This is a genomic window from Streptomyces gelaticus (genome assembly GCF_014649535.1).
Lineage (GTDB): Bacteria > Actinomycetota > Actinomycetes > Streptomycetales > Streptomycetaceae > Streptomyces > Streptomyces gelaticus.
On record NZ_BMTF01000009.1, the window covers coordinates 19,293 to 39,740 of the forward strand.

The window sequence follows — 20,448 nt, forward strand, 5'->3', positions numbered from 1 at the left end:
GCTGCGGCACATCACCGGGGTCCTGCCACCCACGGCCTTCGCGCCGGGCACTTCCGTCACCACTAGCACCGTGCAGCAAGGCGCGTCGCAGCAGACGGCGCCCGCCGTGCCGCCGGGCGCCGTACTGCCGTCGGATCGCAGCACCGGCCGTCCGGACACCGACCAGCCGACCACCGGCCGTCCTGCCGCCGACGGTCCCGCGGCCGCCCCGGTGCGCCCCGCCCTGGGCAAGCCCCTGCGGGAACTGCCCACCGGGGCCGTACCCTCCGGCCCGGCAGCGCGGAGCGGAGTCGTACCGTCCGCCCCGGCAGGGCAGCAGCCGGCGGACATGCCGGTACTTCAACGCCAGGAATCGGACGCGACACCCCCGGCGGTGACCGGGCCTGCGCCGGATGCGACGAGCCCGTCGGCGCGTCAGCAGTCGTCCCAGCCGTCTGCGTCGTCGCCGTCGTCCCCGCCGTCTCCGTCAGAAGCCCGGGCCCCGGAGGCTCGGTTCCCGGACGTTCGGACTCAGCCGCCGCCACAGCCCGACAGATCCGGCTCCGGCTCACCGGCTCGTGCCCGGGGCGGGATCGGCACTCCTCTTCCCTCGCTTCCGTCGACGGCCAGACTCCGGAACGACGCGCCCTTGCTCGGCGACCGCCGTCGTACACCCCGGTCGGGAGCCGCGAATTCCCAGCAGGGTGCGATGCCGACGGGGGAGCCCGGGACGCCCGCACCCTCTGCACCGGCCATGCCGAAGCCCGCCCCCACGCCCTCCGAAATGCCGGTGCGTTCCTCCGCCGTACCCGCGCCACCCGGTGAGCCTGCGGCACGACCTGCGGCTGTCCAGCGCGTGGTGGACGCCTCGCGTGCTGGCACGCCCGTCGTCGCCGTCGCCTCTGCCCCTTCCGCTTCGGCTCCTGTCGCGCCGGTACGTGTCCGGAGGATCACCCCGGAGCGGGAGAAGGGGCAGGCCGGGCCCGCCGCCGGCGGCGGGGGGCCGACGGCGCCGGTCGTCCAGCGGTCGCGGGCTCTGCTCGCGGGCAGGTCCCTGAAGGTGAGCACCGGCTCCGGTGAGGGCTTCTCGGCGCCGACGGCAGGCAGCACAGCACGACCGGTCGTAGCAGCCACCTGGCGTCGCGATGTCCAGCAGCCGGGGTCCGGTGCGCCGTCGCCGTCGCCGTCGCCGTCGCCGTCGTCGTCGTCGGGGCTCGGCAGCACCCGCCCCGGCGAGCCCGCTGCAGCGCACCGGCCCCGTGCAGCCGGCCCGGCGCCGACGCCCGGGGGCGCGGCGCCCGTCGGGGCACCGGCGCCCGGCGGCACCGTCCAACGTCTCGTGCCCGGAAACCCGCCGCCCGCCCCCGCGCGGAGCGGGACGCCTTCGGGCCGGACGCCCGCCGGTGAAGCCGTTCGCGTTCAGGGCGGAGCCGGAGCGGATACGAGAGCCGTGGCCGGAACCGTAACCGGAGCCGTGCCCCGGGCAGCGGCAGCCGCCGACCGGAAGGCGCCCGGGCCGACGCCCGGGCCGGCCGGCGGCGGTGCCCTCGTGCGGCTCGTGCAACGTGCGGTACGTGGCGGTGCGACAACGCCGACGTCCCGCCCCGAGGCCCGCTCGCCGGAGCGGCAGCCGGCGGAGTCACGCCCCGCCGACCGCCCCGGACCGCCGTCCCCGGCACCACGGCCCGCACGCGCCACCCCGTCCGTGCCGTCCGCCGCTCAGCCGGTACCGGTGGTGCGTCCGGATCCGCCGGCCACGCACCGGTCGGGAGCGACCGTGGTGCCCGTACAGCGGATGCCGCTGCCCGTGGTGCCCGAATCCGCCGCTCCCGTGGGCACCGGACCGACGGAGGGAGCCGAGTCTCCGCTTCCCGGGCCACCGAGCCTTTCGGTGCGGGTTCCACCACGCGCAGCCGTTCCGGCCGCCGGAGCCTCCGGAGCTTCTGGTGCCTCCGGGGCCACGGCCGAGGTGCTTCAGCGCGCGGCGGCCGCCGCCGGTATCACCGGTGTTCCGGTGCGGGCGGCTCCGGTGAAGCCCGCCGAGGCGCCGAGAAGGGCCGGGGCGGCCGGATCGGCCGACTCGCCCTCCGAGGAGGCTCCGGCCGCGAACCGGGTCAGCGCGGCGGACATCGAGGAACTGGCCCGTCGTCTGCTCGACCCGGTGAGCCGGCTGATCCGGGCGGACATGCGCCGAGGGCGGGAGCGTACCGGGCGGCTGTACGACGGTCGCCGCTGAAGGCGGCTCGAACGGCAGTACACCACACGGCAGTTGGCAATGGCAGAGAAGAAGAGAAGCGCATGACGGACAACATCTTCGCGACGAGCGTGTTCTTCAGGCTCGTCATCGGGGGCAGCGATCTGGGGGCCTTCCACACCTGCTCGGGTCTGGGCGCCGAAGTGGAGATGGAGCAGTACGCCGAGGGCGGCAACAACGGTTTCACCTGGCAGCTGCCGGGGCGGATCACCTGGACCAACATCACGCTGACCCGCCCGGTCACCGCCGACACGCTCAAGATCGCACGGTGGCTGAACGAGACGATCCAGCGGGTCGAGCCCAAGGACGGCGAGATCGTCGCACTCCGCCCGGACCTCAGCCGCATCATCAGCTGGCAGGTACAGGGAATCGTGCCGGTCCGCTGGCAGGGGCCGTCCTTCGACCCCGCCAGCTCCCAGGCGGCGATCGAGACGCTGGAGATCGCACACGAAGGCCTGGCACCGTCCTGATCAATCATCACATTCCTCAGCAGGTACAGGTATCGGAGAAGACCGGGAAGGAGGAGCGCCATGTCACCCGCTGTCCGTACCAGCCGTGCTCGCGCCCAGCTGACCATCATGGAACCGCCGACGACCGTCGGCGCCAAACCGGGCGGGAACCTCGCCCGGATCACCCTGCAGTTCAACCCCGCGAAGCTGTCGCTGAGCAAGAGCACCGAGTGGCGGCGTACGCCGTCCCGGATGGCCGGGCAGTCCGCACTGCCCGAATTCGTGGGCAGCGGGCCCCGGGCGCTGTCCCTGGAGGTCTTTCTGGACTCCACCGCCACCCACGACAACTCGGTGGAGAAGGCGGTGGAACAACTGATGCTGGCATGTGTGCCCACTCCCAGCAGCCTGGCCCGCAAGACGCCCGCCAGCCCCTGGGTCCGCTTCGACTGGGGCACGTCGAAGACGACCTCGTTCGACGGCGTGATGTCCAACCTCTCCGTCTCGTACACCCTGTTCGATGTCGACGGGAAGCCGTTGCGCGCCACCTGCGCCCTGTCGATCGAGGAGGCGAGCGTGGACCCGGCGGGCCAGAACCCCACGTCCGGCTCGCGGGAGGCACGCCGTACGCACCGGGTCGTCGCCGGTGACAGCCTGCCGTTGCTGGCCTGGCGGGAGTACGGCGACGCCACCGCGTGGCGCACGATCGCCGAGGCCAACGACGTGGACGACCCGATGCAGTTGATCCCCGGCAGGGAGCTGGTCGTGCCGGGACTGGAGGACCACGCTCCGGAGGGCAGCCGGTGACCGCCGCAGGACGCTCCTTCGCCGCGGACCCCATCGTGGAAGCCCCCGGTGAGCTGCCGGCGGCCTGGGCCGCCCAGCTGGTGAGCTGCGTGGTGGACGAGAACGTCGGCCTGCCGGACACCGCCGTGCTGATGTACCGGGACCCCGATCACAAGCTGCTCACCGCCACCGGACTCACCATCGGCACCCCGCTGAAGATATCCGTGGTCACCGTGCAGGAGCGGGTGCGAGAGCGGCTGTTCACCGGGGAGGTCACGGCGGTCGAGCTGGACAGCGACACCACCGGTTCGTTCACGGTGGTCCGCGCCTTCTCCAAGGCACACCGGCTCCAGCGCGGCCGGAAGGTGGTGGCCTTCCGCAACATGAAGACCGCGGACATCGTGCGCAAGGTCGCCGCGGGCGCCGGGCTGGCCTGCGGGAGGATCGAGGCCGCGCCCATCACGTACAAGCAGCTCACCCAGCCCAATGTCTCGGACTGGGAGTTCCTCCAGTTTCTCGCGGCGGAGAGCGGCGCGTACGTGCGGGTGGACGACAAGGGGCTGTTGCAGTTCGTGAAGCCGAAGCCCGCCGCTTCCGCCCCCTCACCCGCCACCTCCGCCACCCGGCACCCGATGGTCCTGGAGTACGGGCGCAATCTGCTGGCCCTGCGGGCCGTGCTGACCGGTGCGGACGGGGCGGACAGTGTGGAGGTGCGCGGCTGGAACATCGACACCAAGACACGGCTGGTCGCCCGCGAGCAGTCCATTCGCAGCGACACGGTGTCCCCGGGGATGAGTCCGTCGCTGGCGGCCGGGGCATTCGGCCCGAACGCCCGGATGACAGTCACCGACACCCCGTACCGGACGCAGGCCGAGGCCACGGCCGTGGCCGGTTCGGTGGCCGCCTCGGTGAGCGCCGGATTCGGCGAGATCGAGGCGGTCGCCGAGGGCAATCCCCAGCTGCGGGCGGGCGAGCCGGTGGCCCTCGGCAACGTCGGGCCCGCGTTCGCCGGGCGCTACACGGCCACCGCCGCGCACCACGTACTGGAACCCAACGGTGGCTACCGTACGACCGTGCTGGTGAGCGCGGCCCCCGACCGCTCCCTTGCGGGACTGACCAGCGGCGCGAACGCGCCCTCGCGCGGCCCGCGCATGCCGGGTCTCGCGATCGGTGTGGTCACCGACATCCGCGAGGGCAAGGCCGAACGGGGCTGGGTCCGGCTGAAGTTCCCCTGGCTCGACGACACCTACGTCACCGACTGGGTCCGTACGGTGCAGTGGGGCGGCCAGGGTGGCGGCGGGGTGTTCAGTCCCGAGGTCAACGACGAGGTGCTGGTCGGCTTCGAGCAGGGGCTGCTGGACAGCCCGTACGTGCTCGGCGGTCTCTACAACGGGGTCGACAAGCCCTCGCCGCACGACGTGCCGCTGGTCGACCCGACCAGCGGCAAGGTCAACCGCCGTTCCCTGGTGTCCCGTTCGGGCAACCGGCTGGAGCTGCTGGACGCCCCGCGCGGACCGTCCGGTGTCCGGCTGGCCACCGGCGACAAACGGCTCGAAGTCACCCTGGACGAGCGGCGGAGCGAGATCGCGCTGACGGTGTACGCCCGCGGCGGCAGCCGGGCGCTGAGCTCCGTGACCCTCTCCGCGTCCGGGATCACCCTCGACGCCGGAACGGGCGACGTGAACATCAAGGGCAGCTCGGTGACCGTCAACGGCAAGACGGGGGTCACGATCGACGGCGGACTGCTCGGCGTGCTCAAGGCCAAGCTCATCAGGATCAACTGACACCCCGCCACCCCTGCGAACCGCCAGAAGTCCCTTTCCCAGCAAGGAGAAACCCGACCATGCCCCCCGCAGCCCGTACGGGCGACAGCACCGCCCACGGCGGCCTCATCGGCACCCCGCCCCCGGGTGCGGTGGCCGTCGCCACCGTGCTGATCGGTGGCCGGCCCGCGGCCGTCACCGGGAGCCTGCACGTGTGCGTCGTCCCCCCGCACGCCGCGCTCGGGCCGGGGAACGTGATCATGCCCAACCCGGCCGCCGCCGTCACCGGTCAGGTCCTGATCGGCGGACTGCCCGCCGCCCGGATGCGGGACAACACCACCTGCGGCGCCCCCATCATCAGCGGTGCGCTGAACGTACTGATCGGGGGCCCGATGTGAGCGGCGGCGGATTCATCGGACGCGGCTGGGGATTCCCCCTGCGGGTCGGCCCCACGGGTGGCATCGGCATGGTCGAGCGGGACCGGGAGATCGAGGAGGCGATCGGGCTGGTGCTCGGCACGGCGCCGGGAGAGCGGCCGATGCGCCCGGAGTTCGGCTGCGGCATCCACGACTACGTCTTCGCACCCGGTGACGGCGCCACCGCCGGGCGCATCGCCCACGAGGTCCGCACCTCGCTGGAGCGGTGGGAGCCGCGCATCGAGGTGACCGATGTGGTGATCGCGTTCGACGCCATCGAGGAAGGCACCTTGTACATCGACGTGCACTACACCGTGCGGGCCACGAACGACCTGCGCAACCTCGTCTTCCCCTTCTACACCATTCCGTCCTCCGAGGGCTCCGAAGAACCGGGAGTACGCTGATGGCCCTGCCGTCACCCAACCTGGACGACCGCCGCTTCCAGCAGCTCGTCGACGAGGCCAAGCGCTACGTCCAGCAACGCTCACCCGAGTGGACCGACCACAATGTGTCGGACCCCGGGGTCACACTCATCGAGACGTTCGCGTACATGGTCGACCAGCTGCTCTACCGGCTGAACCGGGTGCCGGACAAGAACTACTCGGCTTTCCTCGACCTGCTGGGCGTCACCTTGTTCCCGCCGTCGGTGGCGCGGGCGGAGGTCGACTTCTGGCTGTCCGCGCCGCAGCCGGAGACCGTGCGGCTCCCGGCGGGCACCGAGGTCGCCACCTCACGTGGCGAGGCCGAGGAGGCGGTGGTTTTCTCCACCTCCGAAGAGCTTCCGATCGTGCCGAGTTCGCTGGTCCGGCTGGTCACCGCACCGGCCTCCGGCGACCAGACCGACCGCACCGCACCGCTCGGCGCCGGAAAGGACATCCCGTGCTTCCAGCCCCGCCCGGAGCCCGGTGATGCCCTGCTGTTCGGGCTTCCCACCGCCGTGCCCCGCTGCATCGTCGCCGTACGTCTGGACAGCCGGGTGGAGGGCGTCGGCGTCGACCCGCGGCAGCCCCCGCTGGTGTGGGAGGCGTGGGACGGCGCCCGCTGGGTCACCTGCCAGACCGGCACCGACAGCACCGGCGGGCTCAACAGGCCCGGCGAGGTGATCGTGTTCGTCCCGGCCGGCCACACCGCGTCGGTGACCGCGGGGACCCGGGCGGGATGGCTGCGCTGCCGGGTCGCCGCGCCGGAGCCGGGCCAGCCGTTCTACTCCGAGTCGCCCACGATCCGGGAGGCCGAGGTGTTCACCGTCGGTGGCACGGCGAATGTCGAGCACGCGGAGACCGTTCTCGACGTTCCGCTGGGGACTTCCGAAGGCGTCGCGGGGCAGCGGTTCTCCGTGACCAGGACTCCGCTGCTGATGGACGGGGAACCGCCGGTCGTCCAGGTGTCCTCCGCGGAGGGCTGGCAGGACTGGACCGCGGTGGAGCACTTCGGCGCCTCCTCGCCGCACGACCGGCACGTACGGATCGACGCCGTCTCCGGCGAGTTCGCGTTCCCGCCGGAGGTACGAGAGCCGGACGGAACGATGCGCGCCTACGGCGCCGTGCCCGAAAAGGGCGCACAGTTGCGCATCCCGCGCTACCGGACGGGCGGCGGCGCGGCCGGGAACGTGGCCCGGGGCGCCATCTGCGTGCTGCGCAGCTCGGTGCCGTACGTGGCGGGCGTGGACAACCGCGAGGCGGCGCGGGGCGGGGTCGACGGCGAGACCGTCGAGAACGCGAAGGTAAGGGCGCCGAACATCCTGCGGGTGCAGGAGCGGGCGGTCACGGCCGGGGACTACGAGGCCGTCGCACGCGAGGCCGCGCCTTCGCTGCGCAGGGTCCGGTGCCTGCCCGCCGTCGCGGGCGAGGCCGGCGCGGTACGGGTCCTGGTGGTGCCCGACGCGGTCGCCGACGAGGGCGGTCAGCTCCGGTTCGAGCAGTTGATCCCGTCGGACTCCGTGCTCGCGGCGGTCACGGAGCGACTCGACGAACGGCGCCTGGTCGGCACACGGCTGGTGGTGGAGCCGCCCGCGTACCAGGGGGTCACCGTGGTCGCCAGGCTGGTGACGGCCGGCGCCGACGTGGACCGGGTCCGGGCCGACGCGGTCGCGGCGCTGTTCCGCCACATCGACCCGCTGCGGGGCGGCACGGCGGGGACCGGGTGGCCGTTCGGCAGGCCGGTGCAGTACGGCGAGATCTTCGCCGTGCTCCAGGGCGTACCGGGGGTGTTGCTGGTGGAGGAGGTTCGGATGTTCCCCGCGGACCCGATCACCGGCCGGCGCGGGGCGGCGGTGCAGCGGATCGATGTCGCCCCGGGCGCCCTGGTCTTCTCCCACCAGCACCAGGTGGACGTCATCGCGAGCGCGGCCGGTGACGGCTCATGACCAGAGCCGCGGTCCCGGGGCTCGCCAGCCGCTACCCGATCGGGGGGCTGCTGCCCGCCCTGTACGCGGACGACGACCTGGCCCAGCGGTTCACCGCGGGCCTGGACACCGTCCTGGCGCCCGTCCTGTCCACCCTGGACAACCTCCCGGCCTACTTCGACCCGTCGCTGGCGCCGGCCGACTTCCTGCCCTGGCTGTCGTCCTGGGTGGCCGCCGACATCGATCCGGAGTGGCCCGAAGGGCTGCGGCGGGCCGTCGTCGCGCGCGCCGTCGAGCTGCACCGCAGGCGCGGCACCCGTCGCGGCCTGGTCGAGCACCTCCGGCTCTGCTTCGGCGTGGGCGCCGATGTCCAGGACGGCGGTGGCGCCACGTGGTCGTCCCGGCCGGGCGCCGAGCTGCCTGAGCCGCCGACCGGAGAACTCCTGGTGCGCGTCTGGGCGTTGCACGGCGGTCCGGTGGACGCCAACCGCGTCCTGGACTTCGTCGCGGCCTCGTGCCCCGTACACCTCACATGCCGGGTGGAGATCCTGCCGGGCCCGCCAGACGAGACAGGAGGCTGACGCGATGCGTTCGTGCCCGGCGTGCGGTACGGCCAACCGCGAGGACGACGAGTTCTGCGGGAACTGCGGCTCCTACCTGGGCTGGTCCTCCAGGGCGCCGCAGAACGCGCCCGCCGCTGCGGAACCCGCCGCCCCAGCTGCTCCCGCCGAACCGGCGGGACCGGCCGCCGAGCCCGCCGCCGGAGCTCCGGCCGAGCCCGCGGCCGGCCCGGCGACCGGACCCGCCCCGGAGCCCGAGGCCTCCTCGGCCGGGAATCCGCCCTCCCCGCGCCCCGAGCCGGCGGCGGAACCGGCGCGGTCGCGTGCACCAGAACCCCCGGCGGCGCCGTCCGTGGAGCCCGCGCCGGCACCGGAGCCGCCCCCGCGGCCGGCGGCGCAGCCCGCCCCCGTACGACCGGAACCGCCGGCGCAGCCCGCTCCCGTCCGGCCGCAGTCACCGGCACCGGACGAGCCCGTGGTCGCGGTGCAGCCGGCCAAGCCGATCGGCCGGCGGCCCGTCGTGAGGCCCGTGACGAAGGACGAGGAGCCGGACGGGCCGCCGTGCCCGGCATGCGGCACACCGAACCTGCCGGGGCGCCGCTTCTGCCGCCGCTGCGCCGCGCCCTTGCAGACCAAGGAGCAGGCCGCGCCGCTGCCGTGGTGGCGCACGGTGTGGCCGTTCCGCCGCCGCGTGCGGAGCGGATCGGGCCGGGCGCTGCGGCGGACGGTACTGGTGCTGGCGGTCGCCGGACTGCTGTGCGCGGTCTTCCTGCTCCTGCCGGCCGGGCGCTACGTCTTCGAGGACGTACGGGACAAGCTCGGCGGAACGGCGGAGATCAGCCCGACCGGGGTCACCGCGAGCGCACAGGCCCCCGGCCATCCGGCGTCCGCCGCCGTCGACGGACTGACCAACAAATACTGGGGGGCACCCTCCCTCGGCTCCTCGCTGACGTGCACCTTCGACAAGCCGTTCCGGCTGGTCGGCGTCGTGGTCTACCCCGGTGTGTCGACGGAGCCCGAGGAATTCCGGCAGGGAGCCAGGCCCACCCGGGCCGACCTGGTCATCACCTCGGCGGACGGCAAGGTCCACGAGAAGACGATGACGCTCACCGACAAACCGGGTCGGCAGACGCTGCGCACCGGCATCAGTGACGTCGTCTCCGTCCGGCTCGTGCTGAGGGCCGCGTCCGGCCAGGGCAAGGGGCGGCCGATCGCCGTCGGGGAGGTCGAGATCTTCAAGCGCACCTGAGACCGGACACCACCCGGATCGGGCCGGGACAGCGCCGCCCCGGCCCGATCGCCCTGCTCCGCCCCGAAACGGGCGGCCGAGGCTATCCGGCGCGCCCGCCCAGCAACTGCTCGGGCACGAATCCGGCCGCCGCGAGCTCCTGCCACAGCCCGTCCGGGACCGGGTGGCGGGCAGCCGCCGCGTTCGCCGTCACCTCGGCCGCCGAACGGCAGCCCAGTACAACCGAGCCGACGGCGGTGTGCAGCAGCGGGAACTGGATCGCTGCCGCGGACAGCGGCACGTCGTATGCCTCGCACAGTGCCCGGCACTGCCGCGCCCGCTCCAGCGACTCCGCGGGAACCGGACGGTAGTTGAACATGGCGCCGGGGGAGGGATCGGCCAGCAGCCCGGTGTTGAAGACGCCGCCGACGACCACCGCGGTGCCCGTTCTGGCGCACAGCGGCAACAGGGTGGTGAGCGCCTCGTGGTCCAGGAGCGAGAAGCGGCCCGCGATGAGCACCACGTCGACATCGAACTCCGCCACGTACGAGGCGAGCGGGCCGCTGTGGTTCATACCGAAACCGATTGCCCGGACCAGCCCTTCGTCCCGGAGTCTGCGCACCGCCGGATAGGCCGTGCGGCGAATCTCGTCCGGGTAGTCGTCCGGGTCGTGCAGGTACAGGATGTCGACGCTGGAGCGGCCCAGACGGGTCAGGCTCGACTCCAGGGACTCGCGGATGCCCCGCTCCGTCCAGTCGGCGATCACTTCACCGGGCGAGCCGTCCGGCCGGGGGCGCAGCAGCCAGCCCGTCTTGGTGGAGATCACCGGGCCGCTGTCCCCGGTCGGGGGCAGCAGACGGCCCAGGCGCTGTTCGGCGAGGCCGTGCCCGTAGCGGGGGGCGGTGTCGAAGTACGTGATCCCGGCCTCGGCCGCGGCCTTGAGGGTTTCGGCGGCGTCCTGCTCGGTGACCTCTTCGAAGAGCCCGCCCAGAGGAGCGGTGCCGATGCCGAGTCGGGGCAGGGCGAAGGGCAGCCGGATCGTTGCGGCGGTGTCGGTCATGCCGTCTCCCACGGGGAGGCACAGGCCGCGCGGCTCGCGCGCAGCGTCATGGTCAGGGTCAGCCGGATCCGTGAGTTCCCGGCGAGCCCGACGCGGCAGTACGGTCCGTCCACCGGCCGCTCGGGTCCGTCGTCCACGCGGACGGTGGCGACGCGGTGCTCGGCGAACGACCCCGCCTGCACCAGCAGGGAGCGTGCCGCACTGCCGAGGTTGACCAGCTCCACCACCGTGTGGTCCGGGCGGATGTCGGAAACCAGCGCGGCGACGTCCTGCGGCAGGCCGGGACGGCGGGCCTCCGCGTCGTGGTAGCGCACGTGCAGCTGGGCGAGGCCGCCGTTGTAGAGGACCTGCGGCGAGCCGGTGGTCAATTGCAACAGGGCTTCCGTCACCACGGGGTTGAGGTGCTGCCAGTGGTGGATGTCGAGGGCGTCGGGGCCGACGGCCGGGTCGACCGTGTCGTTCTCGATGGCCTCGACCCGCTCGGCGCAGCTCGCGAGGGCGCTGCGCAGCATCCGCTCGGGGAAATGCGGGTTCCGTCCGTGCAGGAACTCGTACCAGGGCTCCTCGTGCCCGGCCTCGTCCTTGATCCGCTGGGTGTGCACCGCGGTCCAGTCCCAGTGGGACTCGGCGCGCAGGTGCTCGATCCGGTCCCGGTCGGCCTGCTCGCGGCTGAAGTGCCACAGCGTGAGCGGGAGCTGGCCCGGCATGACGGTGAAGTCGAACCAGCCGGAGTCGTTGTGACGCTGGGGCACCATGAGAGTGCGTTCGGCCGTCATCGCGCGCAGGTGCGGCTCCCAGCGCTCGCCGAGGGTGCCCATCCGGTCGGGGCCGCGCTGCGCGGCGTGGCGCAGCACCACGTCGAGGGGATTGCGGGCGAGGTCCAGGAAACCTCGGTCCCCGGTGAGGAGTGTCGCGTTGGTGGCGCCGATGACGGTGGCGCTCCCGACGGGGGACAGGCCGTGCGGCCACGACCATCCGTAGTGGCCGCCGTACCAGCGGCCGTCCAGATACTCGCCCACCACCCCGCTCAGGCCGACGTTGTCGGGCACGACGTCGCGCCCCGCGAGCCGCTCCTGCCACGCGCCGACGTACTCGGCGACCCAGTCCGCGTAGCGCTGTTCGCCGCTGAGCAAAAAGGCGTTGGTGGCGAGCCCGGTGGCGGCCAGGTTCACGATCGTGTCACCACGGCCCATCCGGTCCCACATCGCGCGGCCGTACGCGCGGGCGCGCTCGGGCGACGCGGCCAGGTCGTCGAAGGACGTGACGTCGTCGAACCCGTCCAGCGGGAGACCGTACGGGCGCAGGGCCAGGCTCCACGGGAAGTACGCCTCCTCGTCGCTGAAGCCGAAGCGCGGGCCCGCCGAGCCGTTGTGCGGGGCGCGTACGAGGCGGTGCTCGGGGTCGTAGTTGGGGCCGCCGGGAAGGTAGAAATCGGCGAAACGGCGGGCGAGCCGGCGCAGCTCGGCGTCCTGCGGGTCCGCCAGGCACAGACCGTAGAAGAGGAGCAGGCCCTCGCCCTGGTGGAACCAGTCGTAGCCGCGCTCCAGACCGTCGCAGAGCATGCCCATCTCGGTGAGCTGAGCGGTGACTCCGCGCCAGTGGCGCCGCGCGGCCGTCAGCAGATCCGCGCTGCCGCCGAGCAGATAGAGCGTCGGCCAGTTGAAGAACGGCTCGTAGAAGTCGTCCACACCGTCCCGCCCGTCCATGCCCTGCCCGAGCGTGTCACGGAAGACGAGGCGGCCGTCGCCCTCGGTGTAGCGGTCGGCGAAGAGACGCCACGCCTTGTCCTGGACAGCGAACAACTCCCTTTCCAAATAGGCCCACTCGGGGACCTCGCTGACGCGCCGGGTCGCGGTGAGCAGAGGTCCGTGCGCCTCGCCCCTGGTGTGCGCTTCGCCGGTTCGTTCAGGCCTGAGCATCGAGAACACCTGCACCCTCGTCATGTACGGATTGAACAATCGCCCATCGATAGCCGATAGTTAGACTCATGGGAGGGGAGCCGAAGTGTCAATACTTCGGAGCGGCCCCGACAGGCCCGAGGAGGAGGCGCGCCGTGATCGACTGTCATGTCCACCTGTGGGATCCGGCCGGGGGATTCCCGTGGCTCCGAGGGGGCGGCGAGCTCCATCGCGCCTTCGACGAGCACGACTTGGAGCACTCGGGTGCGGGCCTGGGCCTGGCCGGAGCGATCCTGGTCGAGGCGTCGCGCGGCGACGCGGGAGAGACGCATGCCCTGTGCGAACTGCAGCGGCGCCGACCGGACCTGGTCACCGGCTACGTGGCCAACCTGCACGTCCACGGCGCGGACGGGCCCGCCGCCTTCCGCGCACTCCTGCACGAGCTGGGCGACTCCCGCCCCAACGGGATGCGGCTCGGCGGCTCCTCCTGGACGGGCACCCCCGAGCCGGCCCGCGCGCTCGTCCCCGTGCTGGCCGAAGCAGGCGTCGTGCTGGAACTCAATCTGCATCAGGAAGCGTTGACGGCGGCCGTCGGCATCGGCGCCCGCCACCCCGGGCTCACCGTCGTCGTCGACCACCTGGGCAACCCCCCGAACCTGTGCACACCGGAGGCGGGGGAGTGGTTCCGCGACGTGGAGCGTGCCGCCGCGAGCCCGAACGTGGTGGTGAAGATCTCCGGGCTGCTCACCCAGCAGCACGGAATGCCGCCGCAGCGCATCGCACACATGGTGCGACACCTCGTGGACACACTCGGGTCCGACCGGTGCCTCGTCGGCTCGGACTGGCCGATCTGCCTGCCCCGCGGCTCACGGGCCGACTCGCTGGCCATGTCCCGGCTCGGGCTCTCCCATCTGGCGGCCGATCAGCTCGATCGCGTACTGCATACGAACGCGGTCCGCGTGTACGGACTCGGTGGCTGAGTTCGCGTGGCCGAAGTGCATGCAGTGGACGTATGCGTGGTTGACAGTGCTCGAATGCCCCTGCTTCGATTCCCTCGATGATCGATAGGCGATGAACAATGACCGGCCCCACTCGTCGAGAGTCGTTCCCCACCTCCGTGGAGAGGCCATGGCACCTTTGGGACCGCCCCTGGACGAGCTGGAGAACGGAATGCGGATCGGGTCGGCGGCACGCGAATCCGGACCTGTCCGCTCAGCGATCACGAATGCGGCGGGTCCGCCCATGAGGTTGTCGAATCGGAATGGCCAGAAGGCCGGCAGTCGGAAACCTCGATGTGACTCCATCGAGAGAAGACGGGCGCGTATTATGTCGCAACTGACGTGCCCCAGTGCAGGATTGGGTATTCATGGCATCCAATGCGTCGGGTGGATTCGTCTCCACGCTGGCCACCAACAAGGACCGGTTCCGCAAGACCCTGATCTCGGACCAGGTGTACGAGCTGCTCCGCCAGGCCGTCGTCGAGGGAGATCTCGCGCCGAACGACCGCGTCGTCGAATCGGAGATCGCCCGGCGGCTCGGCGTGAGCCAGGCCCCGGTGCGCGAGGCGGTCAAGCGGCTCGCCCGCGAGGGCCTGTTCACGCACGTCCCGCGCCGCGGCCACTTCGTCGTCGAGATCTCCTCGCAGGACGCGGAGTACGCCCGTCAGGTCCGCGAACCGCTGGAGAGCCTCGCCGCCCGGCTCGCCACCGAGCACATCACCGAGGAACAGCTCACCGAGCTCGACGCACTGGTCGAGCGGATGCACGAGGCGGTGGCCGAGAACGACGTCAGCGGCTTCCGTGACGCCGACATAGAGTTCCACACCCTGGTCAGCCAGTACGCGGGCAACCCGTTCCTGGCCCGGATGTGGGAGGTCATCGAGCCGAGCCTGCGCACCCTGCGGGCCATTTCGGACCCGCTCTTCGACGGCGACTGGTGCGCGATGGCCGACGAACACGGCCGTCTCGTCGGCCTGCTTCGGTCGGGGGAGCCCGACAAGGCGGCCGAGGCGTTCGCTGACCACGCCGCCGGCCGCGGGCCCGTGCCCGATGCACGGGGGACGAAGAAGCCGCGCAAGAAGGCCGCGGCGAAGAAGACGGCGGCCGGCAGGACGGCGGCCGCGAAAGCGGCGGCGAAGTCGAATTGATCGATCGGCCGTGGGCCCGATCCGGAATTCCGGATCGGGCCCACGGCCGTGGCGCGTGCCGGTTACCGGCGAGCGCCCGCGGTCCACTCGGGCGCCCCGTACTGGAAGGCGCCCAGGCTCGGAGTCGCATCCGTGGAACCGTCATTGATCCCCGGCAGCGGAATCGCCTGATTGCGCGCGGGGGATTCCGCGGTCAGCCGGTAGTCGTGGTTCGCGGCGTCGACGAACAGTGGATCGACTCCCGCAGGAAGGTTGTTGGAGAGGACGAGCCCACCGTTGGTGGCGCCGTCCAGGCCCCGGATCGTGCCGATGTTGTTGTAGATCCTGGTGCCGGTCGACTGCCCCGGCTCCTTCACATAGAACAGCGTCATTCCACCGGTGTTGTTGTAGACGCTGTTGTCGTGCGACCCGGTGCCCAGACCGTTGAGCATCACCGTGCCCTCCCGGTTGCCCCAGCCCACATTGTTCGCGATCACCAGGTCGCTCTGGCCGTTGTCCGCGTAGATGCCCGAGATCCCGAACGTGGTGGAGGTGGTGGCCGGTGCCGGGTCGTGCAGCACGTTGTGGTCGATGGACGTGCCCATCATCCAGGCGCTGCAACAGGTGTAGATCGCGGCGACGTCCAGGCTCAGCCGGGCGTACCCGGAGATGTCGTTGTACGCGATCAGGTCCTTGCCCGGGGCGAGGCCGCTCACCTCGTTCCACTGGAGGTTGATCCCGCTGCGGCCGACGCGGGAGATCGTGTTGTGCGTGACCGTCTGACTGTTGCCCTGCACGGCGATGCCCGCCGCGTAGGTGCCCATGTAGTCGACGTCGTGGATCGCGTTGTCCGTGGCGGTGTTGTTCTGTCCGCGGAGCGCGACGCCGTTCCCGGCGCTCAGCGACAGATCGCTGTTCACGATCTTGTTCCGGGTGCCGTCGAGGATGATGCCGGTGTCGCCGACGCCGCGTGTCACCGTGCTGCCGCAGTCCGTCGCACCCCGGGTGATGTCCGTGTAGTGCGACAGGTAACGGCCGTTGATGCCGTCCAGCGTGACGCCGGTGCTGGAGGGGCCCGTCCTGATCGTGGTGGCGAACAGGCCGATGCCCTCGACCGTCGTGTGACTGGTGTTCGTCAGGTCGAAACCGAGGGTGCGCCGCTTGGCCTCGACGGTGTGGGTGTCCGGGTCGTCGGTGCCGTACACATACAGCCGCTTCGTGGTCGGGTCGTAGAACCACTCGCCGGGACGGGCGAGTTCACCGATCTTCCCGGAGAGGGCGTACCGGGTCTCCTTGGGCACGACCTTGTGCACGCACGGCGGTGCCGCTTCCAGCGTGACCGATCCGGCCGCGGAGCTCTTCACCGTGGTGGTGGCCGAGACGTACCAGTAGCCGGTGAGGGCGCGGGCACCGCCCCAGTACCCTGCCGGGCGGGTCAGGTCCGCGTCGGCGATGGTGGCGTCCGCGCTGCCCTCACCGGCGTACTGGAGCGTGGGGTCGAGCAGATCGAGACCGGGATACGGCCACTGGGCCTCGATGCCCATCTTCTTGTCGGTGAACACCTGAACGGTGGTCACGTCCGGGCCGAGATCGACATCGGTGCGGTAGATGTGCCCGTCCGCCACCGCGTCGCTGAACTGCGAGTTCGGGGCGAACGGGTCGGACTTGGCGATCTCGGTGACCTCGGCGGCGGTGACCGGCTCGAAGCCGCCGATCCGGGAGGCACCGCTCACCGTGACCTTCGCGTCCGGGGCGGCGCGGTACGTGATCGGCAGTTCGGGGGTGCCGGAACGGGCCGGCACGACGGTCTCCTCGTACGTGCCGGACAGGACCAGGCACGTGTCGCCCGGCACCATCACATCGGCGCACTTCTGGATGTGCCGGAACGGCGCCCTGGGGCTCTTGCCACCGGCGGTGTCCTGGCCGGACGGTGCGACGTAATACGTCGTTCCGGTGCGGTACTTGACCGGATGGGCGGCGGCGGGCTGACCCGCCACCACCACGGCCAGGGCGGCGAGCAGGGCGGCTGCGGACCATGGCCCTTTGCGGGACCGTGGCATCCTTCTCCTCAGCACTCCGTGATCCTCTCTTCTCTCGGCTCTCTCGGACGGGAAACATCGGGCCCGGCCGTCCCACCACAACGCGTGGTCGAGCGACCGGTCCCTCGACGGCTCATCCCTTCACCGCGCCCACGGTGAGACCGCTGATGATGTGGCGCTGCATGTAGATGAAGAAGATGACGACGGGCGCGACGGCGAGCAGAAGGTTGGGGAACACCTTCGTCAGGTCGGTCGAGTACTGACTGATGCCGGCGTAGATCGCCGTCGTGACCGTGTAGTGCCCGGAGGACGGGCTGAGCAGGATCTGCGGCGAGACGAAGTCGTTCCAGATCCCGATCGAGTTGAGAATCAGCACCGTGACGACCGCGGGACGCATCAGCGGGAAGATGATGGACCAGAACGTCCGGTACCGGCCCGCGCCGTCGATCGTCGCCGCGTGATCGATGTCCACCGGGATGGTGCGGATGAAGCCGACGAACAGGAAGATGCTCACCGGCAGCGTGGACGCCACGTCGTGGGCGACCAGACCGGTCACGGTATTGGCCAGGCCCACCTCGCGCAGCACATAGATCACCGGGATGATCACGGCGGCGCCCGGGATGAACGTGCCGGCCAGGAAGTACAGCAGCACCAGCTGCGTACGCCGCTTGAGGCTGCGTGCGATCGCGTACGCGGCCGGGCCCGCGAGCAGGATGCACAGCACGTCCACGACCACGACCAGGATCAGCGTGAAGCCGTAGCCGCCGATGACGTTGAACTGCGGGCTGCTGACCGCAGCCGACATGTGCTCGAAGGTCAGCCCGCTCAGGGGGATCGAGAACGGGTTGTCGAGGATGTCCTGCTGCGATTTGAAGGCGTTCACCACGAGCAGGTAGACCGGCACGACCATGACGACGAAGAGCACCCCGAGCAGCGCCCACCGCACGGGCGAGCGGGGCTCCTTGCGCTCCGTACGCCGCGACGCGGTATCACCCTCGGTCGGCGCAGACTTCGGCCTCTCGCGGACCTCTGCCTCTAGTACGACCACCATCGGCTCCTCACTGACCTGCCGCAGCTTGGTCTTGACGGTTGCGCAGCGCCGTCACGAGGAGGGCGAGCACGGCGGACACCACCATCAGGAACACTGCCTGCGCGGTCGCGTACCCGACGTTGGTGCCCTCGAAGGACCGGGCGAGAATGAGGTACGTGAACGTCTGGGTCGACCCGGCCGGCCCGCCGCCGGTGAGACTGACCACGATGTCGTATGCCCGGATGAGCCCCACCAGGTTCAGCACTGTCGCCACGGTCACCACGGGAGCGATCATCGGGATCACGATCCGCAGATTGATCTGACGCTTGGAGGCCCCGTCGATCGCCGCGGCCTCCAGCAGCTCGGCGGGCACCGTCTGCAGGGCGGCCACGAACAGGACCACATTGAAGCCGAATCCGGCCCACACGATCACTGCGATCAGCGAGATCAGCGCGAACTTCTCGTCGAAGAGGAATCCGAGCGGTTCGATCCCGAACTTGGCGAGTGTGTTGTTGACGGCGCCGTTGGTGCCGAGGATCGCCGCCCACAGATAGCCGAGGATCAACGCGCTGATGACGTGCGGGAAGTAGGCGACGGCCCGGAAGAACGAGTTCGTGCGCGAACGGCCCTTGAGGGCCAGCGCGTACACGAGACCCAGTCCCACCATGCAGACCGTGCCGGCCACGGCGATCAGCCCCGTCACATACCAGGCGTCCGTCGAGCTCGGGTCGTCGAACAGGTGCTTGTAGTTGTCGAGCCCGGTGAACGCGGCGGTGGAGAAGCCGTCCCAGTCGGTCAGGCTGAGATACACCGCGACACCCACCGGAACGACGGTCATCACCGTGTAGAGCAGGACGGCCGGGCCCATCATCCCGAGGGTGATGGCCGAGTCCCGCAGCCTCGCCCCGCGCCGCCCCCGCTGCTTCGGCCCTGCGCTCAGCTCTGCGAGTTCCACCACTTGTCCAATCCGTCGGCCGCTCCCGCGGGCGACGAGCCCGTGTACAGGGACTGGATCTGCTTGTTGAGCTCGTCACTGAACCCGGCGACCGGCTGGCTCATCCCGGACTTCACGATCACCGACGGTGCCTTGTCCAGGATCTGCTGCACGGACGAACCGAGGCTGGACATCGGGTAGGTGAAGCCTTCGCGCAGATTGGCGTCGGAGGCGAGCTGGCTCTTGATGGCCTTCGGGTCGGTGGTCGCCCACTTCACGAACTCGATCGCCTCGGCCTTGTGACGCGACTTGTTCACCACGACGTACGGGTTGGAGATGTTGCCGAACTGGCCGGACGGATAGACCCCGTCGGTCGGCATGGTGAACACGCCGATCTCGTCGCTCTTCTTCGCGGCGTCGGCGGCTGGTACGAAGAACGAACCCATGATGTACATCGCGGACTTGCCGTTCAGGAAGGCCGTCTGACCGTCCGCGTACGTCAGGCCGAGCGCGCTCTTGTCCAGGTAGCCCTTGTCGATCCAGCTCTTGTAGTGCTCCAGGTAGGGCAGGTAGTCGCTCCTGGCGAAGGAGACCTTGCCGTCCTTGCGCTTGGCCGTCCACTCGGGGTCAGCGGTCAGCACACCCGCGTCGGCCATCATCGAGAACTGGGAGCCGGTGACCCACTGGCCGGCGGCCTGGAGCGGCTTGTAGCCGGCGCCCTTCAAGCGGCCCATGGCGGCCGTGAACTGATCCATGGTCCGGATGCCCGCGGCGTCGATCCCGGCCTTCTCGAATGCGGCCTTGTTGTAGAAGACGAGCGACTGGATCTGCTCACCCACACCGACCACGTAGCGCTTGCCGTCCACGGCGTACTGGTCGGCCAGCGGAGTCTTGGCGGTCCAGGGCTGGTCGGACAGGTCGGCGAAGAGCGAAGCGGTGTCGGCGGTCGGCGTGATCTGCTGGGCGACGTCCGGCGGATCGCCCGCGGCCAGGTCCTGCCGCAGCTTCGCGTCCGCCGAGATGGTGCCGGTCAGTTCGAGCTTGACCGTGACACCGGGGTGGGACTTCTCGTAGGTGTCGAAGAGGTCGTTCCAGTACTTCTCCGTCAGATTCGGCGTGATGTTCACGATGACGCGGAGGGTCGTGCCCTCCGAGGCCTGGTCGGACCCGTTGCCACAGGCGACGGCCGATGCCATCACCAGGGGAGCCACGGCGAGTCCGCAGGTACGACGCCACATTGATTTCATCGGGACACGCTCCGTTGCGTAGTCGTGAATAATCGATAGCTGGTATTCGGCCGCAGAGTTCCCGGTGGGGCAGTGGTGGGAGGAAGTTGCGGGCGGTCCTCGGTGCGGGCCGCCCGGCGGGGTGGTGCGATGCGGTGGAGGTGGGGCGCAGCCCTCGCCTCCGTGACTATCGTCTATCGATTGCTGATGCTAGGGGCGGCACTCCGCTTCTTCAAGGGTGCTGCGTCAAACCTCTGAGTTCCCTTTCTCCGGGCTCCGCTGCCCGTCTGTGAGCAACCACCGCACTGTCATGCGGCCTTGGGCTACGGGGCAGCAGACCGTGAGCTTGAGGTACGTGAG

17 protein-coding genes are annotated in these 20,448 nt (G+C 70.8%); 11 read left to right on the forward strand and 6 right to left on the reverse strand.

The window, feature by feature from the left end:
• Positions 1-1,948: 1,948 nt before the first annotated feature.
• The 9 genes from IE107_RS34890 to IE107_RS15630 all read left to right on the forward strand — a co-directional run bounded on the left by IE107_RS34890 (position 1,949) and on the right by IE107_RS15630 (position 9,797).
• A complete protein-coding gene (locus IE107_RS34890; protein WP_229866956.1) occupies positions 1,949-2,215 on the forward strand; it encodes a hypothetical protein in 267 nt (88 codons plus the stop codon).
• A 62-nt stretch (positions 2,216-2,277) separates the two neighbouring features.
• Positions 2,278-2,703, forward strand: a complete 426-nt coding sequence (locus IE107_RS15595) for a phage tail protein (RefSeq protein WP_189544361.1) — start codon at positions 2,278-2,280, stop codon at positions 2,701-2,703.
• A gap of 60 nt (positions 2,704-2,763) precedes the next feature.
• Positions 2,764-3,486, forward strand: coding sequence for a CIS tube protein (locus tag IE107_RS15600; protein ID WP_189544362.1), 723 nt, complete (start codon positions 2,764-2,766; stop codon positions 3,484-3,486).
• A complete protein-coding gene (locus IE107_RS15605) occupies positions 3,483-5,249 on the forward strand; it encodes a VgrG-related protein (RefSeq protein WP_189544363.1) in 1,767 nt (588 codons plus the stop codon). The genes IE107_RS15600 and IE107_RS15605 overlap by 4 nt, the downstream gene beginning before the upstream one ends.
• 59 nt (positions 5,250-5,308) lie before the next feature.
• Positions 5,309-5,626, forward strand: coding sequence for a PAAR domain-containing protein (locus tag IE107_RS15610; RefSeq protein ID WP_189544364.1), 318 nt, complete (start codon positions 5,309-5,311; stop codon positions 5,624-5,626).
• On the forward strand, positions 5,623-6,048 hold the full coding sequence (locus IE107_RS15615) for a GPW/gp25 family protein (RefSeq protein WP_189544365.1): 426 nt from the start codon (positions 5,623-5,625) through the stop codon (positions 6,046-6,048). Before IE107_RS15610 ends, IE107_RS15615 begins: the two co-directional genes overlap by 4 nt.
• Complete coding sequence (locus tag IE107_RS15620) at positions 6,048-8,009, forward strand: putative baseplate assembly protein (protein WP_189544366.1); 1,962 nt, start codon at positions 6,048-6,050, stop codon at positions 8,007-8,009. The genes IE107_RS15615 and IE107_RS15620 overlap by 1 nt, the downstream gene beginning before the upstream one ends.
• Positions 8,006-8,569, forward strand: coding sequence for a phage tail protein I (locus tag IE107_RS15625; RefSeq protein WP_189544367.1), 564 nt, complete (start codon positions 8,006-8,008; stop codon positions 8,567-8,569). Before IE107_RS15620 ends, IE107_RS15625 begins: the two co-directional genes overlap by 4 nt.
• Positions 8,570-8,573: 4 nt before the next feature.
• Positions 8,574-9,797 carry an NADase-type glycan-binding domain-containing protein gene (locus IE107_RS15630; RefSeq protein ID WP_189544368.1) on the forward strand — a complete coding sequence of 408 codons (1,224 nt, stop codon included), beginning with the start codon at positions 8,574-8,576 and terminating at the stop codon, positions 9,795-9,797.
• Positions 9,798-9,879: 82 nt separating this feature from the next.
• Here the strand turns inward: IE107_RS15630 and IE107_RS15635 are convergent, their stop codons facing one another.
• Complete coding sequence (locus IE107_RS15635) at positions 9,880-10,836, reverse strand: aldo/keto reductase (protein ID WP_189544369.1); 957 nt, start codon at positions 10,834-10,836, stop codon at positions 9,880-9,882.
• Positions 10,833-12,779 carry a DUF8034 domain-containing protein gene (locus tag IE107_RS15640; RefSeq protein ID WP_229866958.1) on the reverse strand — a complete coding sequence of 649 codons (1,947 nt, stop codon included), beginning with the start codon at positions 12,777-12,779 and terminating at the stop codon, positions 10,833-10,835. The genes IE107_RS15635 and IE107_RS15640 overlap by 4 nt, the downstream gene beginning before the upstream one ends.
• 110 nt (positions 12,780-12,889) lie before the next feature.
• Here IE107_RS15640 and IE107_RS15645 point away from each other — a divergent pair, with 110 nt between their 5' ends.
• Together IE107_RS15645 and IE107_RS15650 are read left to right on the forward strand one after the other, a co-directional pair.
• Complete coding sequence (locus IE107_RS15645; protein ID WP_189544370.1) at positions 12,890-13,714, forward strand: amidohydrolase family protein; 825 nt, start codon at positions 12,890-12,892, stop codon at positions 13,712-13,714.
• Positions 13,715-14,100: 386 nt separating this feature from the next.
• Complete coding sequence (locus tag IE107_RS15650) at positions 14,101-14,880, forward strand: GntR family transcriptional regulator (RefSeq protein WP_189544371.1); 780 nt, start codon at positions 14,101-14,103, stop codon at positions 14,878-14,880.
• 62 nt (positions 14,881-14,942) lie between these two features.
• Here the strand turns inward: IE107_RS15650 and IE107_RS15655 are convergent, their stop codons facing one another.
• From IE107_RS15655 to IE107_RS15670, 4 genes are all read right to left on the reverse strand, one after another.
• Positions 14,943-16,919 (reverse strand): right-handed parallel beta-helix repeat-containing protein, encoded by a 1,977-nt coding sequence (locus tag IE107_RS15655; RefSeq protein ID WP_229866960.1) that lies wholly within the window; start codon positions 16,917-16,919, stop codon positions 14,943-14,945.
• 112 nt (positions 16,920-17,031) lie between these two features.
• Positions 17,032-17,949: a carbohydrate ABC transporter permease gene (locus IE107_RS15660; protein WP_229866961.1), complete on the reverse strand. Its 918-nt coding sequence runs from the start codon at positions 17,947-17,949 to the stop codon at positions 17,032-17,034.
• Positions 17,950-17,956: 7 nt separating this feature from the next.
• Complete coding sequence (locus IE107_RS15665; protein WP_229866962.1) at positions 17,957-18,886, reverse strand: carbohydrate ABC transporter permease; 930 nt, start codon at positions 18,884-18,886, stop codon at positions 17,957-17,959.
• On the reverse strand, positions 18,865-20,100 hold the full coding sequence (locus IE107_RS15670; RefSeq protein ID WP_229866963.1) for an ABC transporter substrate-binding protein: 1,236 nt from the start codon (positions 20,098-20,100) through the stop codon (positions 18,865-18,867). Before IE107_RS15670 ends, IE107_RS15665 begins: the two co-directional genes overlap by 22 nt.
• Between the last annotated feature and the right edge of the window lie 348 nt (positions 20,101-20,448).

Excerpts from the sequence above, each read along its gene's own strand:
- IE107_RS15595 (WP_189544361.1), top strand. The coding sequence starts at position 2,278 with ATGACGGACAACATCTTCGCGACGAGCGTGTTCTTCAGGCTCGTCATC.
- IE107_RS15670 (WP_229866963.1), bottom strand. The coding sequence starts at position 20,100 with ATGTGGCGTCGTACCTGCGGACTCGCCGTGGCTCCCCTGGTGATGGCA.
- IE107_RS15635 (WP_189544369.1), bottom strand. The coding sequence starts at position 10,836 with ATGACCGACACCGCCGCAACGATCCGGCTGCCCTTCGCCCTGCCCCGA.
- IE107_RS15625 (WP_189544367.1), top strand. The coding sequence starts at position 8,006 with ATGACCAGAGCCGCGGTCCCGGGGCTCGCCAGCCGCTACCCGATCGGG.
- IE107_RS15655 (WP_229866960.1), bottom strand. The coding sequence starts at position 16,919 with ATGCCACGGTCCCGCAAAGGGCCATGGTCCGCAGCCGCCCTGCTCGCC.
- IE107_RS15630 (WP_189544368.1), top strand. The coding sequence starts at position 8,574 with ATGCGTTCGTGCCCGGCGTGCGGTACGGCCAACCGCGAGGACGACGAG.
- IE107_RS15660 (WP_229866961.1), bottom strand. The coding sequence starts at position 17,949 with ATGGTGGTCGTACTAGAGGCAGAGGTCCGCGAGAGGCCGAAGTCTGCG.
- IE107_RS15650 (WP_189544371.1), top strand. The coding sequence starts at position 14,101 with ATGGCATCCAATGCGTCGGGTGGATTCGTCTCCACGCTGGCCACCAAC.
- IE107_RS15600 (WP_189544362.1), top strand. The coding sequence starts at position 2,764 with ATGTCACCCGCTGTCCGTACCAGCCGTGCTCGCGCCCAGCTGACCATC.
- IE107_RS15640 (WP_229866958.1), bottom strand. The coding sequence starts at position 12,779 with ATGACGAGGGTGCAGGTGTTCTCGATGCTCAGGCCTGAACGAACCGGC.
- IE107_RS15620 (WP_189544366.1), top strand. The coding sequence starts at position 6,048 with ATGGCCCTGCCGTCACCCAACCTGGACGACCGCCGCTTCCAGCAGCTC.
- IE107_RS15610 (WP_189544364.1), top strand. The coding sequence starts at position 5,309 with ATGCCCCCCGCAGCCCGTACGGGCGACAGCACCGCCCACGGCGGCCTC.